At 63.6% G+C, this 20,476-nt stretch carries 23 protein-coding genes; 16 read left to right on the plus strand and 7 right to left on the minus strand.

Annotated features, from left to right (window positions below; translation table 11 throughout):
* The first annotated feature begins 113 nt into the window (after window positions 1–113).
* The 9 genes from argH (at window position 114) to HMPREF9696_RS18400 (ending at window position 8,715) form a co-directional block, all read left to right on the plus strand.
* Window positions 114–1,511 (plus strand): argininosuccinate lyase, encoded by a 1,398-nt coding sequence (gene argH / locus HMPREF9696_RS18360; RefSeq protein ID WP_002714550.1) that lies wholly within the window; start codon window positions 114–116, stop codon window positions 1,509–1,511.
* Window positions 1,512–1,602: 91 nt separating this feature from the next.
* A complete protein-coding gene (lptM, locus tag HMPREF9696_RS18365) occupies window positions 1,603–1,890 on the plus strand; it encodes an LPS translocon maturation chaperone LptM (RefSeq protein WP_245259243.1) in 288 nt (95 codons plus the stop codon).
* 172 nt (window positions 1,891–2,062) lie between these two features.
* A complete protein-coding gene (gene lysA / locus HMPREF9696_RS18370; RefSeq protein WP_002714552.1) occupies window positions 2,063–3,328 on the plus strand; it encodes a diaminopimelate decarboxylase in 1,266 nt (421 codons plus the stop codon).
* A 182-nt stretch (window positions 3,329–3,510) separates the two neighbouring features.
* Window positions 3,511–6,072 carry a TIGR02302 family protein gene (locus HMPREF9696_RS18375; RefSeq protein ID WP_002714553.1) on the plus strand — a complete coding sequence of 854 codons (2,562 nt, stop codon included), beginning with the start codon at window positions 3,511–3,513 and terminating at the stop codon, window positions 6,070–6,072.
* A gap of 206 nt (window positions 6,073–6,278) precedes the next feature.
* Entirely contained in the window at window positions 6,279–6,677 is a 399-nt protein-coding gene (locus HMPREF9696_RS18380) for an ArsR/SmtB family transcription factor (RefSeq protein WP_002714554.1), read from the plus strand.
* Between the two features lie 43 nt (window positions 6,678–6,720).
* Window positions 6,721–7,158: a VOC family protein gene (locus tag HMPREF9696_RS18385; RefSeq protein WP_002714555.1), complete on the plus strand. Its 438-nt coding sequence runs from the start codon at window positions 6,721–6,723 to the stop codon at window positions 7,156–7,158.
* A gap of 41 nt (window positions 7,159–7,199) precedes the next feature.
* Window positions 7,200–7,730, plus strand: a complete 531-nt coding sequence (locus HMPREF9696_RS18390) for an SRPBCC family protein (protein ID WP_002714556.1) — start codon at window positions 7,200–7,202, stop codon at window positions 7,728–7,730.
* 17 nt (window positions 7,731–7,747) lie between these two features.
* Window positions 7,748–8,146 (plus strand): DoxX family protein, encoded by a 399-nt coding sequence (locus HMPREF9696_RS18395; protein ID WP_002714557.1) that lies wholly within the window; start codon window positions 7,748–7,750, stop codon window positions 8,144–8,146.
* Window positions 8,147–8,169: 23 nt separating this feature from the next.
* The gene (locus HMPREF9696_RS18400) at window positions 8,170–8,715 is read left to right on the plus strand and encodes an SRPBCC family protein (protein WP_002714558.1); all 546 of its coding nucleotides are present in this window, start codon (window positions 8,170–8,172) and stop codon (window positions 8,713–8,715) included.
* 21 nt (window positions 8,716–8,736) lie between these two features.
* Here HMPREF9696_RS18400 and soxR read toward each other — a convergent pair whose 3' ends face one another.
* On the minus strand, window positions 8,737–9,204 hold the full coding sequence (soxR, locus tag HMPREF9696_RS18405) for a redox-sensitive transcriptional activator SoxR (RefSeq protein WP_002714559.1): 468 nt from the start codon (window positions 9,202–9,204) through the stop codon (window positions 8,737–8,739).
* Window positions 9,205–9,302: 98 nt separating this feature from the next.
* Between soxR and HMPREF9696_RS18410 the strand changes: the two genes are divergently transcribed.
* A complete protein-coding gene (locus tag HMPREF9696_RS18410) occupies window positions 9,303–9,692 on the plus strand; it encodes an antibiotic biosynthesis monooxygenase family protein (RefSeq protein ID WP_002714560.1) in 390 nt (129 codons plus the stop codon).
* Between the two features lie 16 nt (window positions 9,693–9,708).
* Here the strand turns inward: HMPREF9696_RS18410 and HMPREF9696_RS18415 are convergent, their stop codons facing one another.
* A complete protein-coding gene (locus HMPREF9696_RS18415; RefSeq protein WP_002714561.1) occupies window positions 9,709–10,497 on the minus strand; it encodes an SDR family NAD(P)-dependent oxidoreductase in 789 nt (262 codons plus the stop codon).
* A gap of 152 nt (window positions 10,498–10,649) precedes the next feature.
* On the opposite strand from HMPREF9696_RS18415, the gene HMPREF9696_RS18420 reads away from it, so the two are divergent.
* Entirely contained in the window at window positions 10,650–11,867 is a 1,218-nt protein-coding gene (locus tag HMPREF9696_RS18420) for a multidrug effflux MFS transporter (RefSeq protein WP_002714562.1), read from the plus strand.
* Between the two features lie 16 nt (window positions 11,868–11,883).
* Here HMPREF9696_RS18420 and HMPREF9696_RS18425 read toward each other — a convergent pair whose 3' ends face one another.
* On the minus strand, window positions 11,884–12,258 hold the full coding sequence (locus HMPREF9696_RS18425) for a response regulator (protein WP_002714563.1): 375 nt from the start codon (window positions 12,256–12,258) through the stop codon (window positions 11,884–11,886).
* A complete protein-coding gene (locus HMPREF9696_RS18430; protein WP_002714564.1) occupies window positions 12,259–13,122 on the minus strand; it encodes an MJ0042-type zinc finger domain-containing protein in 864 nt (287 codons plus the stop codon).
* Window positions 13,123–13,284: 162 nt separating this feature from the next.
* Here HMPREF9696_RS18430 and HMPREF9696_RS18435 point away from each other — a divergent pair, with 162 nt between their 5' ends.
* From HMPREF9696_RS18435 to HMPREF9696_RS18450, 4 genes are all read left to right on the plus strand, one after another.
* Window positions 13,285–13,944: a cell division ATP-binding protein FtsE gene (locus tag HMPREF9696_RS18435; protein ID WP_002714565.1), complete on the plus strand. Its 660-nt coding sequence runs from the start codon at window positions 13,285–13,287 to the stop codon at window positions 13,942–13,944.
* A complete protein-coding gene (locus HMPREF9696_RS18440) occupies window positions 13,937–14,896 on the plus strand; it encodes a cell division protein FtsX (protein ID WP_040301609.1) in 960 nt (319 codons plus the stop codon). Before HMPREF9696_RS18435 ends, HMPREF9696_RS18440 begins: the two co-directional genes overlap by 8 nt.
* A 224-nt stretch (window positions 14,897–15,120) precedes the next feature.
* Complete coding sequence (locus tag HMPREF9696_RS18445) at window positions 15,121–15,756, plus strand: YdcF family protein (protein WP_009735215.1); 636 nt, start codon at window positions 15,121–15,123, stop codon at window positions 15,754–15,756.
* Between the two features lie 13 nt (window positions 15,757–15,769).
* Window positions 15,770–16,552 (plus strand): lysophospholipid acyltransferase family protein, encoded by a 783-nt coding sequence (locus HMPREF9696_RS18450; RefSeq protein ID WP_002714568.1) that lies wholly within the window; start codon window positions 15,770–15,772, stop codon window positions 16,550–16,552.
* Here the strand turns inward: HMPREF9696_RS18450 and HMPREF9696_RS18455 are convergent.
* On the minus strand, window positions 16,543–17,127 hold the full coding sequence (locus HMPREF9696_RS18455; protein WP_002714569.1) for a gamma-glutamylcyclotransferase: 585 nt from the start codon (window positions 17,125–17,127) through the stop codon (window positions 16,543–16,545). The genes HMPREF9696_RS18450 and HMPREF9696_RS18455 overlap by 10 nt on opposite strands.
* Before the next feature lie 178 nt (window positions 17,128–17,305).
* Here HMPREF9696_RS18455 and HMPREF9696_RS18460 point away from each other — a divergent pair, with 178 nt between their 5' ends.
* Window positions 17,306–18,433 (plus strand): DUF2125 domain-containing protein, encoded by a 1,128-nt coding sequence (locus tag HMPREF9696_RS18460; RefSeq protein ID WP_002714570.1) that lies wholly within the window; start codon window positions 17,306–17,308, stop codon window positions 18,431–18,433.
* Window positions 18,434–18,436: 3 nt separating this feature from the next.
* On the opposite strand, the gene HMPREF9696_RS18465 is transcribed toward HMPREF9696_RS18460, so the two are convergent.
* Together HMPREF9696_RS18465 and hisC are read right to left on the minus strand one after the other, a co-directional pair.
* Window positions 18,437–19,381 (minus strand): prephenate/arogenate dehydrogenase family protein, encoded by a 945-nt coding sequence (locus HMPREF9696_RS18465; RefSeq protein WP_040301611.1) that lies wholly within the window; start codon window positions 19,379–19,381, stop codon window positions 18,437–18,439.
* Window positions 19,378–20,472 carry a histidinol-phosphate transaminase gene (gene hisC / locus HMPREF9696_RS18470; protein WP_002714572.1) on the minus strand — a complete coding sequence of 365 codons (1,095 nt, stop codon included), beginning with the start codon at window positions 20,470–20,472 and terminating at the stop codon, window positions 19,378–19,380. The genes HMPREF9696_RS18465 and hisC overlap by 4 nt, the downstream gene beginning before the upstream one ends.
* Between the last annotated feature and the right edge of the window lie 4 nt (window positions 20,473–20,476).

Below are 20,476 nucleotides of genomic sequence, written 5' to 3' on the forward strand. Positions count from 1 at the left end.
ACGTCGTCAAAACGCCGTTTCCGCAACGGTTATGGCAATTTGACGGAGGACTTTCGGTGACGGCTGGATTTCTGAGCAGGAACGCGTGAGTAGCAGACGGTGAGTGGCGGACAATGAGCAACAAGATGTGGGGCGGCCGCTTCGGGGAAAGTCCCGATGCGATCATGGAGGAGATCAACGTCTCGATCGACGTGGATCAGCACCTTTACGCCCAGGATATCGCTGCGTCCAAGGCTCACGCCGCGATGCTCGCGGCTCAGGGCATCATCACCGCCAACGATGCAAAAAACATCACCAGCGGTCTAGACACGATTTTGTCAGAGATCGGCAAGGGCGCGTTCTCGTTCAAGCGCGCGCTTGAAGATATCCATATGAATGTCGAGAGCCGTCTCGGCGAACTGATCGGGCCGGCCGCAGGCCGCCTGCACACCGCGCGTTCGCGCAACGATCAGGTCGCAACGGATTTCCGTCTCTATGTGCGCGATGTCATCGACGACATCGACCGCGCGCTGGCGGCGTTCCAGCGGGCGCTGGTGGATCGCGCCATCGAGCACGCCGATACCGTGATGCCCGGTTTCACCCATCTGCAGACCGCGCAGCCCGTGACATTCGGTCACCATCTGCTGGCTTACACGGAAATGGCGTCGCGCGACCGTGGCCGCTTTGCCGATGCGCGCAAGCGGCTCAATGAGAGTCCGCTCGGCGCTGCGGCGCTGGCCGGGACCTCGTTCCCGATTGATCGCCACGCGACGGCTCGGACGCTCGGCTTCGACCGGCCGATGGCCAATTCACTGGACGCTGTGTCGGATCGTGACTTCGTGCTCGAGGCACTGTCCGCCTCCGCGATCGCTGCCGTGCATCTGTCGCGCTTCGCCGAGGAGATCGTGATCTGGACCTCGCCGCTGGTGGGACTGGTGCGCCTGTCCGACAAGTTCACCACGGGCTCGTCGATCATGCCGCAGAAGCGCAATCCCGATGCCGCCGAACTGGTGCGCGCCAAGACCGGCCGCGTGATCGGCTCGCTGAATGCCTTGCTGATCGTGATGAAGGGGCTTCCGCTGGCCTATCAAAAGGACATGCAGGAAGACAAGGAAGGCGCGATGGAAGCCTTCGCCGCGCTGTCGCTTGCGATCCGCGCCATGACCGGCATGACGCTCGACCTGGTGCCGGAAGAGGCACGCATGAAGGTGGCAGCCGGCGAGGGCTACGCCACTGCGACCGATCTCGCTGACTGGCTGGTGCGCACGCTCAAGATGCCGTTCCGCGAGGCGCATCATGTCACCGGGCGGATTGTTGCGAAGGCGTCGGAGCAGGGTATCGCCCTGCACAAGGTCCCGCTCGGCGACATGCAGGCCATTGAACCGAAAATCACTGAAGGCGTGTTCGACGTGCTGTCGGTGCAGGCCTCGGTGGATAGCCGCACCAGTTATGGCGGCACCGCCCCGGCAAACGTGCGGGCGCAGGCCCAGGAATGGCTCAAGCGGCTGGAAAAAGAGCAAAATTCGGGCTGACCCCGGAAATTTTCGTTCAATCCAGCCCTCGCCAGAGCGGCACCTTCTTTGTATGGTGACGCGCAATTTCAGGGACACGGGACACTGCTGCGTGACTGCTCGTTCGAATCGCTACTTCTCGAAGCTGACCGCCGTCGGGCTGATTGTCGCGTCCTGTGCGCTGGCCGGGTGCGGCCGCAAGGCCGGCCTCGATCTTCCGCCCGGTGCGGCTGAAGAGCAGAAACTGAACAGGGGCGCCGCTGACACTGCCGACACCGCCGACCGGAATTCCGCAGGCAACCTGCAGAGCCAGGTTTACACGCCGTCGGGCAGCAAGAGCGTCGCGGTCGCGCCGCGCGGCGAGAAAAAGCGCATCCCGCTCGACGCGATTTTGGACTGAGACGAGAGTCTCGTATCTGACATTCGTTGCAGCCTGCAGTGCTTTCCCTGCGAACGTCAGATACGAAACGACACTAGTAAATCATAACAACTCCAGCGATCCTTGGTTCTGACATTCGTAAAGGGTGCCTGCGGAAAATCGTGATACGAATGTCAGAACCGGATCGCCAGGCATGAATCATTTCCAGTATCGCAACGGCGTGCTGCACGCCGAAGACGTGAGCTTGGCCCGCCTCGCGGACGAGGTGGGGACGCCGTTTTATTGCTATTCGACCGCGACGCTGGAACGTCACTACCGCGTCTTCTCCGGCGCATTCGCCGGCACGCCGCATCTGGTCTGCTACGCGATGAAGGCGAATTCCAACCAGTCGGTCTTGCGCACGCTGGCCAAGCTCGGCGCCGGCGCGGATGTGGTGTCGGGCGGCGAACTGATGCGGGCGCTGGCGGCGGGAATTCCGGCGAACAAGATTCTGTTTTCCGGCGTCGGCAAGACGGCGGACGAACTGCGCCTCGCGGTGTCGCACGACATTCTGTGCATCAATGTCGAATCCGAGCCGGAGCTTGAGGCCCTGTCGCGGATCGCATCCGCCATGGGCCGCACCGCGCGCATCTCGATCCGCGTCAATCCGGATGTCGATTCCGGCACGCACGCGAAGATTTCCACCGGCAAGTCGGAGAACAAATTCGGCATTCCGATTGCGCGGGCGCGTGAGGTCTATGCCCGCGCCGCGAAACTGCCGGGCATCGAGGTCACCGGCGTCGACATGCATATCGGCAGTCAGATCACCGATCTCGGCCCGATGGAGGCGGCTTTCCGCCTGCTCGCCGAATTCGTCACCGTGCTGCGCGGCGATGGCCACACCATTTCGCATGTCGATTTCGGCGGCGGCCTCGGTGTGCCCTATTACGAGGATCGCGCCGCGCCGCCTGAGCCTGTCGCCTATGCCGAGATGGTCAAGCGCGTGACGCACAATCTCGGCTGCACGCTGATGTTCGAGCCGGGCCGCATGATTGTGGGCAATGCCGGCATCCTGGTGTCGCGCGTGATCTATGTGAAGCACGGCGATGCGCGCAACTTCGTCATCATCGACGCCGCGATGAATGACCTGATTCGCCCGACACTCTATGAGGCGTATCACCAGATCATGCCGGTGCGTGCGGCGGCGCCGGACGCGCCGGTGCTGGTGGCGGATGTGGTGGGTCCGGTGTGCGAGACCGGCGATTATCTCGCGCTCGGGCGCAACCTGCCGGAGCCGAAGGAGGGCGATCTGCTCGCCATCATGACGGCGGGGGCCTATGGCGCCGTGCAGTCCGGTACCTACAACACCCGCGCGCTGGTGCCCGAGGTGCTGGTGAACGGCGATCAGTATGCCGTCGTGCGTCCGCGCATCGAGGCCGAAGCCCTGATTGCGATGGATCGCGTCGCGCCGTGGCTGTAGCTGCGTAACGGGCGGCAAGCCATCCCGCCTGTTCCTGATTCGAGATTTTCGGCTCTCTCACGCTTTCGTGAGAGATCGCCTTCGGTCGCGGCAGAGCGCTTGCATGTGGGTATGCGGCATCGGGGCCATGCCTCATTGCCGCCGCCGTGGTAAGCTGCACTGAACCGTAGCCGGAGAACCCGTTGATCGGATCGAGCCCAGACCCGTTGGAGCGTCCGCGGACCGCCGAGGAGGCGCGGAAAGCCGAGCTTGCGCAGGCCTTGCGGCGTGCGCGGCTTGCGGTCGCATGGGAGCGCGGCTGGCCGCATATCGCGCGCATTCTGACGGTTGCGGGCCTGTTCCTGGCGGCATCATGGGCCGGCTTGTGGATCACGTTTCCGCTGACCGGACGCATTGTCGCATCCGTGCTGTTTGGGTTGCTGGCGATTGCCGCGCTGGCGCCGGCGATCCGGTTTCGCTGGCCGACGCGTGAGGACGCGCTGCGCCGTCTCGACCGTGGAACCGGTATTGCGCATCGTCCCGCCACCGCGCTGACCGATACGCTCACCTCGCAGGATCCGCTCACACAGGCGCTCTGGCAGGAGCAGCGTGCGCGCACGCTCGCGTCGATCAAGCGCATCCGCGCCGGTCTGCCGTCGCCGCGCCTCGCGCTGCATGATCCATGGGCGCTGCGCGCGCTGGTCGTGGTGCTGATGGTCGCGACCTATGTCGCCGCGGGCAGCGACCGCTTCGCGCGGGTGGTCGCGGCGTTCGATTGGGATGGTGCGTTCTCCGCCGCCAATGTTCGTGTCGATGCCTGGGTGACGCCACCGTCTTACACCAGCCGTCCGCCGATCATCCTGTCGGCATCCGCCAACAAGGATGCGCCGCCGTCAGATGCTGCTCCGGTGTCCGTGCCTGCGGGAAGCACGCTGATCGTGCGGTCCAGCGGCGGCCGGCTTGACGTCGCGGTGGATGGCGGCGTGACGGAGGTCCCTGTCACCGGCAATGCGCCGCAGGGCACCAGCGAACGGCACTTTACCATCGCCGGCGATGGCGCCGCGCATGTTCGCGCCCCGTCGGGTCAGCCGCAATGGACGTTCCATGCGACGCCGGATCGCGCGCCCAGCATTTCGCTGGCGAAGGATCCGGAGCGGCAGGCCAAGGGCGCGCTGCTGCTGTCGTACAAACTTGAGGACGATTACGGCGTCACCGAAGCGCATGCGCAGTTCACACCGCGCGCGCCCAAAGCAGATGACGACAGCGCGCAGCCGCAACCGTTGTTCGATCCGCCGTCGATCACGCTCGGCTTGCCGAATGCGCGCACCCGCAACGGCGTCGGCCAGACAGTGAAGGACCTGAGCGAGAATCCCTATGCCGGTGCCGATGTCACGCTGACCCTGACGGCAAAGGATGAAGCGGGCAATGAGGGCCGCAGCGAGCCGTTCGAGATGCGCCTGCCGGAGCGGCTGTTCGTCAAGCCGCTGGCCCGCGCCTTGATCGAGCAGCGCCGCAATCTTGCGCTCGATGCCAACCAGAAGCCGCTGGTGCTGATCGCGCTCGAGGCGCTGATGATCGCGCCGGAAGCCTTTGTGCCGGAGCTTGGACACTATCTCGGTCTTCGCAGCGTTTCGGGACAGCTTGTCCGCGCCAACACGCGCGATGCGATGCGCGGTGTGGTGGACAGCCTGTGGGCGCTCGCGGTCGCGATCGAGGACGGCAACATCACCGATGTCGAGAAGGCGCTTCGGGCTGCCCAGGATGCACTCAAGGAAGCGCTGGAGCGCGGTGCGAGCGACGAGGAAATCAAGAAGCTCACTGACAATCTGCGCGCAGCGCTGGATAACTTCATGCGTCAGCTCGCCGAACAGCTCCGCAACAATCCGCAGCAACTGGCGCGTCCGCTGGATCCCAACGCCCGGGTGATGCGCCAGCAAGACCTCAAGAACATGATCGACCGGATGGAGCGCCTGTCGCGCTCCGGCGACAAGGATGCGGCGCGTGCGCTGCTCGACCAGATGCAGCAGATGCTGGAAAACCTGCAGATGGCGCAGCCGGGACAGGGTGGCGACGGCGACATGGAGCAGGCGCTGAACGAACTCGGCGACATGATCCGCAAGCAGCAGCAGTTGCGCGACAAGACCTTCAAGCAAGGGCAGGACTCCCGGCGCGACCGCAGCCGCGGGGAGCAGGGCGACCAGAGCCAGATGGATGGTCTGCGTCAGGACCAGCAGGCCCTGCGCGATCGTCTCGGCAAGCTGCTCGACGACATGAAGAAGAACGGCATGATGCCCGGCCAGCGTGGCGACAAGGGGCAGCCGGGTCAGGGCCAGCGCGGCCAGCAGGGGCAGGGCGGTGAGGACGACGGCGATTCGCTCGGCGATGCCGATTCCGCCATGGGCGATGCCGGCAACCAGCTTGGCGAAGGCAATGCCGACGGTGCGGTGGGATCGCAAGGCCGCGCGCTCGAAGCCCTGCGCAAAGGGGCGCAGAATCTCGCGCAGTCGATGCAGCAGGGCGAAGGGCAGGATGACGGCCCGGGCAACCGCGCCGGCCGCCAGCAGAACAGTGGCAACACTACCGATCCATTGGGCCGTCCGCTCAATGGCCGCGAGTGGAGCGACGATCTCACCGTGAAAATTCCCGGCGAGATCGACGTGCAGCGTGTACGACGCATTCTGGAAGAACTGCGCCGCCGTCTCGCCGACCCAAACCGGCCGCAGATCGAACTCGACTATATCGAGCGCCTGCTCAAGGATTATTGAGCTTTCCCCGATCTTCATTGGTCATGGCCGGATTTTTTCCGGCCATTCACGTCTTGTTTTCGTCATTGCGAGCGAATCCATCCCTCGTTCCGTAGAGGGCGGATTGGTCCGCCGCTTCGTTCTTCGCAATGACGGCTTGACTATCCCGGATAACGGCTGTACTTAACCAAAAGGTTATTTAACCGAATGGTTATATGGAAGCCGGAATGGACCCCCTCAGCATCAAGTTCGCCGCTCTTGCCGATCCCACCCGCCGCGCCATTCTCGCGCGGCTGGTGCTGGGCGAGACGTCGGTGACGGAGCTTGCCGAGCCGTTCGCCATGAGCATGCCGGCGGTCTCGAAACATCTCAAAGTGCTGGAGCATGCGGGTCTCGTCACGCGCGGCCGCGCGGCGCAATGGCGTCCGTGCAAGATCGAACCCGCCGCGCTGAAGGATGTTGACGATTGGCTGGAGAGCTATCGCCGTTTCTGGGAAGCGGGGCTCGACCGGCTCGAAGCCTATCTCGGCGAACTGCAGGCGACAGAAGCGCTTGAAGCGCCGGTCAAGCGGCGCAAGCCGGTGAAACGCAAATCACCGAAGCGGACTTCTTCCTTGAAGAAATAGACATTCACGTCAGACCACCCAAACCCGCGTCAGGAGTTTCACAATGGCCGATCAGACACCCCAGCTTCCCCCGCTTGTTCCGCATCTCGTGGTCGAAGGCGCGGCCGATGCGCTTGAATTCTACAACAGGGCTTTCGGCGCCACCGAAATCATGCGGATGCCGGCGGAAGACGGCAAGCGCCTGATGCACGCCCAGATGACGGTGAACGACGCAACCGTGTTCCTGATGGATTACTTTCCCGAATACTGCTCGCACGGCGACGGGAAAACCGAATCGCCGAAGAAACTTGGCGCCTCGACTTTCCTGCTTCATCTTGAAGTGCCGAATTGCGATGAAGCCTACAAGCGCGCGATTGACGCCGGCGCGGTGTCGATCCTCGCGCCGTGGGATGCGTTCTGGGGCGCACGCTATGCGCAGGTGCGCGATCCGTTCGGCCACGGCTGGAGCCTGGCGCATCCACAGCCCGCGCCGGCGGCCTGATCGTTCGTTCATCACAGAACAACAATCCTCGGAGAAGACAGATGGCTTCGTCGCAATCTGCCGCGCTTGCGGAAACGTACAGCAAGGAGTTCGTCATCGAGCGCCTGTTCGATGCGCCGCGCGATCTGGTCTGGAAAGTGTTCACCGAGCGCGATCATCTGATGCGCTGGTGGGGCCCGAAAGGCTTTAAGATGATCGTCGGCAAGCTCGACCTCAAGCCCGGCGGAATCTTCCTCTACGGCATGCAGGCGCCGGACGGCAGCGAGATGTGGGGCAAGTGGGTGTTCCGCGAGATCGTCAAACCGGAGCGGCTCGTTTTTGTCAGTTCATTCTCCGACAAGGATGCCGGATTGACCCGCCATCCGATGGCACCGACATGGCCGATCGAAATGCTGGGCACGGCGACGTTCATTGATCAGGGCGGCAAGACGAAGCTGGTCAATCGTGTGGTTGCGCTCAATGGATCGAGCGAGGAGCGCGCGACCTTCGAGGGCAACTTCGACAGCATGACGCAGGGTTGGGGCGGAACATGGGATCGACTCGCGGCCTATCTCGCAACGCTGCAGGCTTGAGTACCGGAACCGTCGCCATGAACGAACTCGTTCCGATTTCAACGACCGCACTCTGGACCGGCCGCATTCTCAGCGGCCTGGTCGTGGTGTTCCTGCTGTTCGATGGCGCGATCAAGCTGATTCCGCTCGACGTCGTCATCGAGACCTCGCGGCAGCTTGGTATCCCGGCGAATCTTGCGTTCACGCTCGGCATGCTGACGCTGATCGGCGCGCTGCTCTATGCCTATCCGAAAACGTCCGTGCTCGGCGCCATCCTGCTGACCGGCTATCTCGGCGGCGCGATCTACGTGCATGTGCGGGCCGGAAGCCCGTTGTTCACGCATACCTTGTTCGGCGTCTATCTCGGAATCCTGCTCTGGGGCGGACTTTATCTTCGCGACGAACGGTTGCGCCTGATTTTTCCCTGGCGGCGCTGACGCCGTACCGATGGAGATGAAACATGACGACCCTGATGTATATCGCGATCGCTCTGGCCATCCTGATCGCCATTGTCGTCGGTCTGGCGGCAATGCGGCCCGATACGTTCCGGGTGCAGCGCTCGATTGATATCAATGCGCCTGCGGACAAGATTTTTCCGCTGATCAACGATTATCGGAACTGGGGCTCGTGGTCGCCCTACGAGCACGTCGATCCCGACATGCAGCGCACCTTCAGCGGCGCGCCGAACGGCAAGGGCTCCATTTACGAATGGCGCGGCAACAAGAATATCGGCCACGGCCGCATGGAAATCCTCGACACGGCGCCGCCGTCGAAGGTGGTGATCAAGCTGGATTTCTTCAGCCCGTTCGAGGCGCACAACATGGCCGAGTTCACCATGCAGCCGAAAGGCAGCGCGGCCAATGTCACGACAAACGTCACCTGGGCAATGCATGGCCCGGTACCGTTCATGGCGAAGATCATCCACATGTTCATGAACATGGATCGCATGGTCGGCGGCCAGTTCCAGCAGGGGCTGGTCAGCATGAAAGCCGTCGCTGAGAAATAACGGAGCGATGCGGTGTCCGCGCTAGCGATCGAACATTCTTGCGCCGGGACCTTGCGCCGCGGCCCTGTCGCCCGGATTGCGCAGCGGGCAGGTCTTGAGCGACAGGCAGCCGCATCCGATGCAGCCGCCGAGATGGTCGCGCAGCCGGGTCAGCCTGGCGATGCGCTCGTCGAGGTCCTTGCGCCAGCTTGCGGAGAGCCGCGCCCAGTCCCGCGCAGTGGGCGCGCGGGTCGCCGGCAGCGTCTTCAGCGCGTCGCGGATCGCAGCAAGCGGCACACCGGTGCTCTGCGCCACCTTGATGACGGCGATCCGGCGCAGCACGGCGCGGGAATAGCGGCGCTGGTTGCCTTTGTTGCGCGAGCTCGCGATCAGTCCCTTCGATTCATAGAAGTGAAGGGCCGATACCGTGACGCCGGAGCGGCGCGCGACATCGCCGACAGTCAGTTCGCGGGGGATCGCCGCCGGCTTTCTATCGTTTCCAACCGTCATCGCTTGACCTCAAGTTAACTTGAGGTTGTAGGCTGGCTTGAATGTCGCCGCAAGCATTCGCGGAACCGGCAAGCCACCTAAACAGTCAGGAACCAACGATGAGCAGTCATCACGATCGGACCCAGTCACCCGGCAGCACGCCGCGGCCGTTTGTTCTCATCAACAGCTTCACGCCGAAGCCCGGCAAGCTGGATCAACTTGCCGATCTTCTGGAAGCCGCGCGGGATCGTTTCGCCGACGAGGTGTCCGGATTCCACGGCGGCCGGGTCTATCGCGATGTCGATGGAAGCTCGGCGCTGATGATCGGGGTGTTCGAGACCGAGGATCACTACGAAAGCTGGATCGCATCGAGCCTGTTTGTTCGTTACCGCGAACAAATTCAGCCGCTGATCGACAGCATGGGACAGTCACGGGTAGAGGCGGGCAATGCACGCAAAGCCGCACAGCACAGACCGGCGGATCATCAGGGCGGCGCAGCGGCCTGCTGACCGCTGCTTGTTGCCGTCAGCCGTTGCGGCCTTCGCCGCGCAAGGTCGGCAGGCCGATGCCTGTCGCCTCGAAACCGCCGTCGACGCACAGCATCTGGCCGGTGATGTAGCTGGCGCGGTCGCTGCACAGGAAGAAGATCGCCTCGGCGAGCTCTTCCTCGAGGCCGTAGCGGTTAAGCGGAATAGTGTCATGATAATCGGCGCGGATCGCCGGTGTGTGAACCGCTTTCGCCATGGCGGTATCGACCGGGCCCGGCGCTACGGCATTGACGCGAATACCGAGTCCGGCCAATTCGACCGCGAACTGCTTGGTCAGATGGGCGAGGCCTGCCTTGCTGGTGCCGTAGGCGGTGCGCAGGGTCGAGGCGCGAAGCGCCGAAATCGACGTGATGTTCACAATGGCGCCGCCGCCAGTCTCGCGCATCAGCGGCGCGGCGGCCTGGGTGCAAAGAAACGGCCCGGTCAGATTGACCGCCAGCACGCGGTCCCAGTCGGCCTGTGTAGTTTCGAGCAGCGGCTTGAAGATCGCAATGCCGGCATTGTTGACCAGCGCATCGAGCCGGCCGAAATGTGCAATGACCTGCCGGAACGCGGCATCGACCGCACCGGCGTCGGAGACGTCGCAGTGAATCGCCACCGTCGTATCGGGCGCATTGAGCGCTTTGAAAGTCTGGGCCAGCAACTCCTTCTCGATATCGAGAAGCGCCACATGCCAGCCCTCGGCGAGAAACCGCTTCGCGGCCGCAAGGCCGATACCCCGTGCCGCACCGGTCACCAGCGCAACTTTTACCTGTCCCTTGGTCATATCCCGTTCCGTTTCTTGATTGATGCCTCAAGCGTCCGATCTGGCATTGACCATTTTTCCCGGCGGATCACAACCGCTTCCCGCAGGCCGCACGCCGCCTGACCGCGCGACGGCCCATACAATCGCCCAGAATATCGAGGATATCTCACGTCATGCCGTCCAGTTCGATGTCATCCAGCTTTGTCAGGAACGCGATCGTTCTCGGTCTTCTGTCCGCGATCGGGCCGTTCGCCATCGATATGTATCTGCCGGCGCTGCCGGCGATTGCGACGGACCTGCAGGCGTCCACCGCCGCGACGCAGATGACGCTGATGGCGTTCTTCGTCGCCTTCGGTGTCTGCCAGATCGTCTATGGCCCGGTCTCCGACATGGTGGGCCGCAAGCCGCCGCTCTATTTCGGGATTGTGCTGTTCGCGCTCGGCAGCGTCGGCTGCGGTCTTGCGCCCAGCATCACATGGCTGATTGTCTTCCGCTTCGTGCAGGGCCTCGGCGCGGCGTCGGTGATGGTGATTCCGCGCGCGATCATTCGCGATCTGCACACCGGCGCCGATGCGACACGGCTGATGTCGCTGGTCATGCTGGTGTTCAGCGTCTCCCCGATCCTTGCACCGCTGGTCGGCAGCGGCCTGATCGTGCCGTTCGGCTGGCGCGCGGTATTTGTCGCGGTCACGCTTGCGTCCGTCCTGTCGGTTCTGCTGGTCGCCTTCGTGTTGCATGAAACCCGTCCGCCGGAAGAACGGGTCGAGGTCAGTGTCCGCAGTGTGCTCGAAGGTTTCGGAGAACTGTTCCGTGACTGGCGCTTTCTTGGCCTGACCTTCATCGGCGGCTTCGGCATGGCGAGCTTCTTCGCCTTCCTTGCCAGTTCGTCCTTCATCTATATCGGCCATTTCGGCCTGACTCCGACGCAGTATGGCCTCACCTTTTCCGTTAACGCCATCAGCTTCATCGGCGCATCGCAATTCAGCGGCTACCTCGCCGAACGCTTCGGCATCGCGCGGGTGGTCTCGGTAGCGGTGAGCTGTTTCACGGTCGCGACACTGGCGCTGTTTGCGATCACCGCGGCCGGTGTCGACAGCCTGGCGGTGCTCGTGGTGATGCTGTTCATCGCCAATGCCTGGCTTGGCCTTGTCATCCCGTCCACCATGGTTCTGTCGCTGGAGGACCATGGTCCGATTGCGGGCATGGCATCGGCGCTCGGCGGCACGCTGCAGATGATCACGGGGGCAGTGATGATCGCTGCAGCCAGCGCGTTCTTCAACGGCACGGCGCTGCCGATGGTGGCGACCATCGCGGTCTGTGCGGTCGCCGCTTTCATTCTGACGCGGCTGACATTGCGTTCCGGCAAGGCCGCGCCGCAACTGGCGGAATAACGTGAACTAAAATGTCTCAGGCCTTGCGTGATGCCAGCGCGTCGGCGACCGCAGTGCGGATATCGGCGACGGCAAACGGCTTGGTGATGACATCGTGGACGATGGCGTCCAGCCCCGAGGCCCGCTCGCGCTGATCGGCAAAGCCGGTCATCAGCAGAATAATCACCCGCGGAAAATCGCGCGCTGCCGCGAGCGCCAGCGCGATGCCATCCATCACCGGCATCTTGATGTCGGTGAGCAGAAGATCGAATGCGCCATTGTCGCGGGTGAGGATGTCCAGCGCCTCTGCGCCGTCTTCCGCTGTGACGACGTCATGACCGTCCAAGGCAATCGCGCGCGCGACGAGCAGGCGCATCGACTCTTCGTCGTCGGCAATCAGGATGCGCGGCATTCAGGTTCCTCCGGACGCGATGTCCAGCTTGTGGAAGAACCTGACGGCAATTTCGCGGCCTTCGGCCGGCGGGGATGCAAGGCGCGTCTTGAACCAGGCTTTCTCGCCGGGATTGAGCACCGGTTGTTCCAGCACGGCGTTCCATGCGTAGATGTCCGCGCCCCTGGCGTCGCGCACGATGAACCGCAGCCGCGGAATCTCGACCGGCTTGCGGGTGATATCGACGATCGCGCCCTCGATCAGCAGCACCGGCTTGTTGTTCACGGTCTCTGTGCTGATCTTGAGATCCTCGAACGCGAGACCGCGCAGGTTCACGCCCATGCCGGTCAGCTTGAAGAAAGCGGCGGTCTGCGGCATGGCACGCACCACATCGGTGCGCCAGATCATCAGGCTGAACACCATCGCGCTCAACACCACCGCGACGGTGGACATGTTGAAGGCACGGGGCAGGGCGTTTGACCACGTTCCGAACTGGAGAGAAGGAACCGCCGAGGCCTTGAGCTTCCCGAACCGGGTGGCTTTGGCCGGTGCCGCTTCGATCATCGCATCCTGCCGCGCCAGCGTCGTCCAGGTTCCATCGGCCTCGCTCGCAGGTCCGGCGGTGTCCGGTTCCGGCCATCCCGCGGAGATCGACGGGCTTTCGATGTGAGGGGTAGTTTCGTCACGCCAGTCGTCGGCCGCGCCGGTGGGTGATCCGAAGCCGCTTTGCGGACGGCCGTCCTCGACATCGGAAGAAACCAGCTCTTGCGGCACTGCCAGCCAGATTTCCTGACAGCGCGCGCAGCGGACTTTCCGCCCGCCTGACCCGAAATTGGCCGGATCGACCGCGTAAGATGTCGTACAATGGGGGCAAACGATATGCATGGACGAATCGCCGGAGTGACCAGGAACAGACGCAGCCAGAAGCTATCCTGCGTCCGTTAACGAATCGGAAACCATAACGGCCTCAAAAGCGTTTACGGCGTCCGCTTCCGCGGTTGGGCCACTAGGCGGCGTCTCCATCGGTCATGTCGAACGGAGCTGAGATTGGTCCGGTTCGAAAATGTCGGTTTGCGCTACGGGCTTGGCCCGGAGGTCCTGCGTGACCTGACCTTCCAGATCCCCGCGCGTTCGTTCCAGTTCCTCACCGGACCCTCCGGCGCCGGCAAGACGTCGCTGCTGCGGATGCTGTTCCTGTCGCTGCGGCCGACGCGGGGACTGGTCAACCTGTTCAACAAGGACGTCTCGCTGCTCGACAAGGACGGGCGCGCCGAATTGCGCTCGCGCATCGGAATCGTGCTGCAGGATTTCCGGCTGCTCGACCACATGACGACCTATGAGAACGTCGCGCTGCCGTTCCGCGTGATGGGCCGCAGCGAATCCAGCTACCGCAAGGAAGTCATCGACCTGCTCAACTGGGTCGGCCTCGGCAAGCGTATGGACGCGCTGCCGCCCATTCTCTCCGGCGGTGAAAAGCAGCGCGCGGCGATCGCGCGCGCGGTGATCGCCCGCCCGCAATTGCTGCTGGCGGACGAGCCGACCGGCAATGTCGATCCGTCACTGGCGCGGCGGCTGCTCAGTCTTTTCATCCAGCTCAACAAGTCCGGAACCGCCGTCATCATCGCGACCCACGATATCGCGCTGATGGATCAGTACGAGGCGCGGCGCATGGTGCTCCACGAGTCGCGGCTGCACATCTATGACTGAGCGCAAGATCATGATGGATCTCGGCGACAGCACATCGGAAGTGGCGGCGCATGCGCGCAACATGTCGCCGATCGTGCCGCGCGGGTCGATCGCGGGGCGTGCGCTGATCGCCGTCGTCGCGATCATGACCTATCTGGCCTCGATGACGACCGGCGCGGTGCTGCTGGTGCGGGCGTCCGCAGCCGAGTGGCAGTCCGATGTCTCCAGCGAACTGACGATTCAAGTGCGGCCGTCGCCGGGACGCGATATCGAGCGGGATATCCGCAGTGTGGTGGATGTGACGCAGGCGCAGCCCGGCATTCTTGAGGTGCGGCCCTACACCAAGGATGAATCCGCGAAGCTGCTGGAGCCGTGGCTCGGCGCCGGACTTTCCCTGAACGACCTGCCGGTCCCGCGTGTGATCGTGGTGCGCGTCGCGCCGGGCGCATCTCCTGATCTGGCGGCGCTGCGCCGCAGTGTGTCGCAGGCCGCGCCGTCGGCAACCATCGACGATCATCGCGCCTGGATCGAGCGGATGCGTTCGATGACCGGCGCTATCGTTTTGGCAGGCACCGGCATTCTCATTCTGGTGATCATCGCGACGGTGATTTCGGTGTCGTTCGCGACGCGCGGCGCGATGGCCGCCAACCGTCCGATTGTCGAGGTGCTGCATTTCGTCGGCGCGCAGGATCGCTACATCGCCAACCGTTTCCTGCGCCATTTTCTGCGGCTCGGCCTTGAAGGCGGCCTGATCGGCGGTCTGGCGGCGATGCTGACCTTCGGCTTTTCGGAATCCATCGCAAGCTGGTTTTCCGGCACGCCGGTCGGCGATCAGTTTGCCGCGCTGCTCGGCACCTTCGCGTTGCCGGCGTCAGGTTATCTGGTGCTGGCGGCCCAGACCCTGATGATCGCCGCCGTCACGGCCTGGGCCTCGCGGCGGACGCTGTTCGCGACCCTTGAGGAGATTGACTGAAGGCATTTGCGTGCGGGCGGGTATGGGCTAGAACCTCGTCAAAACATGGTGTTGGCGGTGTTTCAGGCCACAGCCGCGCCGGATTTTGCAATAGACTGGCGGGTGAACGCGCAGCACCCGTCAACAGCACCCGTGACATGCGCCTGAGCGAGTTGGGATTGTCCGAAGCCTCACAGAGTTACAGGACTGGACGCACGCACGGGCGGCTGCGCCACCGTGTCGCGATGCTGGTTTTCTGCGGCCTGCTGCTGTTCGTCGGTCTTGGTTTTGTCGATTTTCTGTCGCGCGTGCCGCCTGCCGAGGAGCGGCCGTCGCGTAATGCCGATGGCATCGTGGTCCTGACCGGCGGATCGTCGCGGATTTCGGACGCGCTCGAATTGCTCTCCGCGGGTTATGGCAAGCGGCTCTTGATTTCCGGTGTGCATCCGACCAACGGCTACAGCGATATCCAGCGCACGCTGCCGGACAGCAAGCGCCTGTTCGCCTGCTGCGTCGACCTCGATTATTCCGCGGTCAACACCCGCAGCAACGCGACAGAGACGCGGCGCTGGGCCACGGAGAGGGGATTCCACTCGCTGATCGTGGTGACGTCGAACTATCACATGCCCCGCGCGATCGTCGAACTGTCCCATTCCATGCCCGATATCGAGCTTGTTCCGTTCGCCGTGGTCGGCGAAAAGTGGCGCGAGGAGCCATGGTGGACGAGTGGCGCGGCATTGCGGCTCCTGCTATCGGAATATGCGAAGTATGTTTTTGCGCAGGCGCGGGTGGCCTTTGGCGGCGTGGGGCAGGGCGGTATGCCGGAAACCGGCATGCAGGCATCACCGCCACCGAAGCCGGCCACCGCATCCGCCAATTAAATCGGATTGATACATGGTTTCGGTCTTTCTGCGGTCGCTGCTCTACAATATCGTTTTCTATCTGAACCTTGCGTTCTGGGTTTTGCTCGGCTTGCCGACCTACTTCATGCCGCGCAAGGGCATCATCTGGATTGCGACCAACTGGGGCAAGACTAGCATCTGGTGGATGCGGATCATCTGCAACACCAAGGTCGAGTATCGTGGCGTCGAGAAAATCCCGAAAGGTCCGCTGATCGTTGCCGCCAAGCACCAGTCGGCGTGGGAAACCTTCGCGCTGCTGCAGTTCTTCGACGAGCCGCTCTACATTCTCAAGCGCGAATTAACCTGGCTGCCGCTGTTCGGCTGGTATCTGCTCAAGGCCGGCATGATCGGTGTCAACCGCAGCGCCGGCGGCCGGACGCTGATCGAGACCACGAAGCGCGCTGCTGAAGAAATCCGGCGCGGCCGTCAGCTCCTGATCTTTCCGGAAGGAACGCGCCGCCCGGTCGGAGCGCCACCGGCTTACAGAAACGGCGTCAGCCTGATGTATGGCGCAGCCGGTGTGTCCTGCATTCCCGTTGCGCTGAATTCCGGTTTGTTCTGGCCGCGCCGGACATTCCTGCGCTATCCGGGAACGCTTGTGATGGAATTTCTGGATCCAATTCCGCCGGGCCTTCCGCGCGATGAATTTGGGCCGCGCCTGCAGGCCGTCATCGAGGAAGCGTCGAACCGGCTGGAAAAAGCCGGGCGCGAAGAGCAGGTCCGGCTGATCGGCTTTTCCGCGCCGATTGCAGCCTCCGCCGCCGATCAGGCGTGACGGTGCAGCGCGGCCTCGCCGTGCAGAAGGGCGGCGAGGCGATGCAGCGGCGCATCGCGGACGCCCTGGGCTTCCAGCGCCGTCACCGTTGCGATGACATACTCGTCGTTCGGCCCGTAGGCACCGTGTCCCTGCCGCACCAGCTTTAGCTGTTCATCCATGGTGAGGCGGCCTGCATACTGTTCGTGGCTTCTGTCCGCGACATAGGCGAGGGCACGGACACGCTGGCGCGCATCGCCCTCAAGCCAGACCGAACGCATCACCTCGCGATAGACCCCGGTGACCTGCTCGCGTTCCCGCAGATAGGCGACAGTGTTCTTTCTCTCGGTGGCGGCGACGCGGAATGCAACGCCCTGACATGCGCCGCCGCGGTCGAGACCGAGCACAAGTCCCGGCTTTTCCGGTGTGCCGCGATGGACCATCGAGTAGATGCAGAGCGAGCGATGCTCGCCGATCAGCCGCGCCGGCTTCTGCTCCAGGAAGGTGAAGCCCGGTTTCCAGATCAGCGATCCATAGCCGAACACCCAGAGGTCGCCCTCGGGAAACTCCGATTCTGAAAGGATTTTTGCGGCCATGGCGAGCTTACCTGAAGGCCCACGCCTATCAGCCCGGCAACCCGCGTGCAACTATCTGGACTTCAAGGAAATTTGCGAGAAAGGTGCAATCTTTCAATTGCCCGATTCCAGTGATCTAGCTTCTGCCATGCCGACATCGCCCATCGCACCTCGCCGCCGTCTCTGGCCCGTTTTTGTAATGCCCGTGCTTGTTCTTGTCGTCGCGGTGGCATGGAGCGGGTTCTGGTTCTATGCGGCCTCGCATGTCGACGAGAAATTCGACGAGTGGCGCACGCGCGAGGCCAGGTCCGGCCGCGCCTATGATTGCGCCAACCGCTCTGTCGCGGGTTTCCCGTTCCGTCTTGAGGTCCGTTGCGGCGATCCGGTGGTGACGCTGACCTCGCAGACCGCGGACCGGACGCAACTTACCGCGCGGCTGAAGGATATTCTGGTGGTCGCGCAGGTTTACGATCCGGCCAAAATCATCGCCGAATTCACCGGCCCGGCCACGGTGAACGCGGGTAGCGAATCGCCGTCGTTCGTCGCGGGATGGACCACCGGCCGCGCCAGCGCGTCCGGTCTTCCGACGCCGCAGCGCGTGTCGCTGGTGTTCGACGATCCGGCGGTCGATCGCATGAACGGCACGACGCAGTCGCCGCTGCTGCGTGCCAAGCATCTCGAACTGCACACGCGCCTGCTGGAAGGCTCGCTGTCGAGCAACCCGGTGGTGGAGACGGCGCTGCAGATCAATGCCGGAAGCCTGCAGGGGCTGCATCCGATCCTCGCCGAACCGTTCGATGCGGATATCCGCGCGCTTTTGCGCGGCCTGAAGGATTTTGCGCCGAAGCCATGGCCCGAGCGCTTTCGCGAAATTCAGGCGGCGGGGGGTCGTCTCGATTTCACCCAGTCGCGCGTGCAGCAGGGCGAGACCATCGCGGTCGCAGCGGGCTCCCTCGGCCTCACGCCGACCGGGTATCTCGACGGCGAACTGACCATGACAGTGGCGGGCATGGAGCGCATTGTTGCGCAACTCGGCATCGACAAGCTCTTGATGGACGGCGTGCCGCAGTCGACGGTGGATCGCATCGCGCCGGGCGTCAGCGCGCAGGATGTCAACAAGGTGATCGGCGCGCTTGACCGGATGATTCCCGGGCTCGGCAATCTGGCGCGGAAGAATGCCAATGCGGGCGTTGTCGCGGGCATCAACATGCTCGGCCAAGCCTCGACGCTGGAAGGCAAGCCCGCACGCGCGTTCCCGCTGAAGTTCACAGAGGGCGTGATTTCCATCGGCCCGCTGCGGATCGCGCAGACCGCGCCACTGTTCTGAGCGTCACTTTCCGTCAGGCTTCGGCAGGTTCGCGTGCTTGCGGCCGAAGTCGGGATCGGCGGTTTCCTGCCCGAGATTGACAATGCCGCGGCGGATCGCGCGGGTTCGGGTGAAATGATCGAACAGCGCCTCGCCGTCGCCGCGCCTGATCGCGCGGGTGAGCTTCGACAGGTCTTCCTGAAACGCGCCGAGCATTTCCAGCACCGCGTCCTTGTTGGCAAGGAATACGTCGCGCCACATGGTTGGATCGGACGCCGCGATACGGGTGAAGTCGCGAAAGCCGCCAGCCGAGAACTTCAGCACTTCGGCCTGCGTCACGTCTTCCAATTCATCGGCGGTGCCGACGATGGTGTAGGCGATCAGATGCGGCAGATGGCTGGTGACGGCAAGCACCAGATCATGATGATCCGCCGCCATGGTCTCGACATTGGCGCCGATCGCGCGCCAGAACGCCGCGAGCTTCTCGACCGCGGCGGGATCGGCGTCCGGCGGCGGGGTGAGAATGCACCAGCGGTTGATGAACAGTTCGGCGAAGCCTGAATCGGGTCCGGAATGCTCGGTGCCCGCGACAGGATGTGCCGGAATGAAATGCACGGTCTTGGGCAGATGTGCGGCCATGTCCCGCAGCACCATGCCTTTGACGGAGCCGACATCGGAGACGATGGCGCCCGGCATCAGATGCGGCGCGATCTCCTCCGCGACGGGGCCGCAGGCGCCGACCGGAATCGACAGGATAACGAGGTCAGCGTCCTTCACAGCCTCGGCGTTCGTCTCCACCACGCGATCGACGATGCCGAGTTCCTGCACACGCTTGCGGGTCGCGGGCGAGCGCGCAGTGGCCACGATTTCGCCGGCAAGCCCCTGAGCGCGGGCCGCGCGCGCAATCGAGCCGCCAATCAGGCCGAAGCCGATCAGCGCAACCCGCTTGAACATCGGCGAGGCGCTCACTTCTGCCCCATGAATTCGGCCAGCGCCGCGACCACGAGGCGATTGGCTTCCTCGGTGCCGACGGTCATGCGCAACGCATGCGGCAGCTTGTAGTTCTTCAGCGCGCGCAGGATCAGCCCGCGCCTGGTGAGAAACGCATCGGCCTCGTCCGCGGTCTTGCCCGCGGTTTGCGGGAAATGGATCAGCACGAAGTTCGCAACGCTGGGCGTCACCTCGAGGCCGAGCTTGCCGATTTCCTCGGTCAGCCAGGTGCGCCAGGTGTCGTTATGCATCCGCGACTTGTTCTGGTGCTCAGTATCTTCCAGCGACGCAATGGCGGCGTCGGAAGCGGGCGTCGAGACGTTGAACGGACCGCGAATGCGGTTGACGGCGTCGATGATGTTGGCAGGGCCGTACATCCAGCCGACGCGCAGTGCGGCAAGGCCGTGAATCTTCGAGAAGGTGCGGGTCATCACCGTGTTGTCGGTGGTGGCGACCATCTCGATGCCGGCCTCATAATCGTTCTTCGAGACGTATTCCGAATACGCCGCGTCGATCACCAGCAGGACATGCGCCGGTAGACCGGCGCGCAGGCGCTTGACCTCGTCGAACGGCACGTAGGTGCCGGTCGGATTGTTCGGATTGGCGAGCCAGACCATCTTGGTGCGCGGCGTCACCGCGCCGAGGATGGCGTCGACGTCGGCGGTATAGTTCTTCTCCGGTGCGATCACGTTGATCGCTCCGTTGCCCATGGTGGCGATCGGGTACACGAGAAAGCCGTGGGTGGTGTGGATCGCCTCGTCGCCCTGGCCAAGATAAGTGTGCGCGAGATAGTTCAAAAGTTCATCCGAGCCCGCGCCGCAGATGATGCGGTCGGGATCGAGGCCGTAGGTGCGCCCAATGGTTTCGCGCAGTTCGCGCGAAGTGCCTTCCGGATAGTCTTCCAGATGATCGGCGGCAGCCTTGTAGGCGGCAATGGCCTTCGGCGACGGGCCAAGCGGCGTCTCGTTGGCGGAGAGCTTGAACACGCGGCCGGTCAGCCCCGCGCCGCTCTTGCCCGGCGTATAGGGTGCGATATCGAGAATGCCCGGCTTCGGCACTGGACGAGACATCAAG

The sequence above is a fragment of the Afipia clevelandensis ATCC 49720 genome (assembly GCF_000336555.1).
GTDB classification, from domain to species: domain Bacteria; phylum Pseudomonadota; class Alphaproteobacteria; order Rhizobiales; family Xanthobacteraceae; genus Afipia; species Afipia clevelandensis.

Coding starts and splice junctions, on each gene's coding strand:
- HMPREF9696_RS18385 (WP_002714555.1), top strand. CDS start 6,721: ATGGCCGATCAGACACCCCAGCTTCCCCCGCTTGTTCCGCATCTCGTG.
- HMPREF9696_RS18410 (WP_002714560.1), top strand. CDS start 9,303: ATGAGCAGTCATCACGATCGGACCCAGTCACCCGGCAGCACGCCGCGG.
- HMPREF9696_RS18455 (WP_002714569.1), bottom strand. CDS start 17,127: ATGGCCGCAAAAATCCTTTCAGAATCGGAGTTTCCCGAGGGCGACCTC.
- HMPREF9696_RS18395 (WP_002714557.1), top strand. CDS start 7,748: ATGAACGAACTCGTTCCGATTTCAACGACCGCACTCTGGACCGGCCGC.
- hisC (WP_002714572.1), bottom strand. CDS start 20,472: ATGTCTCGTCCAGTGCCGAAGCCGGGCATTCTCGATATCGCACCCTAT.
- HMPREF9696_RS18440 (WP_040301609.1), top strand. CDS start 13,937: ATGACTGAGCGCAAGATCATGATGGATCTCGGCGACAGCACATCGGAA.
- HMPREF9696_RS18400 (WP_002714558.1), top strand. CDS start 8,170: ATGACGACCCTGATGTATATCGCGATCGCTCTGGCCATCCTGATCGCC.
- lysA (WP_002714552.1), top strand. CDS start 2,063: ATGAATCATTTCCAGTATCGCAACGGCGTGCTGCACGCCGAAGACGTG.
- HMPREF9696_RS18430 (WP_002714564.1), bottom strand. CDS start 13,122: ATGCATATCGTTTGCCCCCATTGTACGACATCTTACGCGGTCGATCCG.
- HMPREF9696_RS18450 (WP_002714568.1), top strand. CDS start 15,770: ATGGTTTCGGTCTTTCTGCGGTCGCTGCTCTACAATATCGTTTTCTAT.
- HMPREF9696_RS18460 (WP_002714570.1), top strand. CDS start 17,306: ATGCCCGTGCTTGTTCTTGTCGTCGCGGTGGCATGGAGCGGGTTCTGG.
- HMPREF9696_RS18415 (WP_002714561.1), bottom strand. CDS start 10,497: ATGACCAAGGGACAGGTAAAAGTTGCGCTGGTGACCGGTGCGGCACGG.
- soxR (WP_002714559.1), bottom strand. CDS start 9,204: ATGACGGTTGGAAACGATAGAAAGCCGGCGGCGATCCCCCGCGAACTG.
- argH (WP_002714550.1), top strand. CDS start 114: ATGAGCAACAAGATGTGGGGCGGCCGCTTCGGGGAAAGTCCCGATGCG.
- HMPREF9696_RS18425 (WP_002714563.1), bottom strand. CDS start 12,258: ATGCCGCGCATCCTGATTGCCGACGACGAAGAGTCGATGCGCCTGCTC.
- HMPREF9696_RS18420 (WP_002714562.1), top strand. CDS start 10,650: ATGCCGTCCAGTTCGATGTCATCCAGCTTTGTCAGGAACGCGATCGTT.
- HMPREF9696_RS18390 (WP_002714556.1), top strand. CDS start 7,200: ATGGCTTCGTCGCAATCTGCCGCGCTTGCGGAAACGTACAGCAAGGAG.
- HMPREF9696_RS18380 (WP_002714554.1), top strand. CDS start 6,279: ATGGACCCCCTCAGCATCAAGTTCGCCGCTCTTGCCGATCCCACCCGC.
- HMPREF9696_RS18445 (WP_009735215.1), top strand. CDS start 15,121: ATGCTGGTTTTCTGCGGCCTGCTGCTGTTCGTCGGTCTTGGTTTTGTC.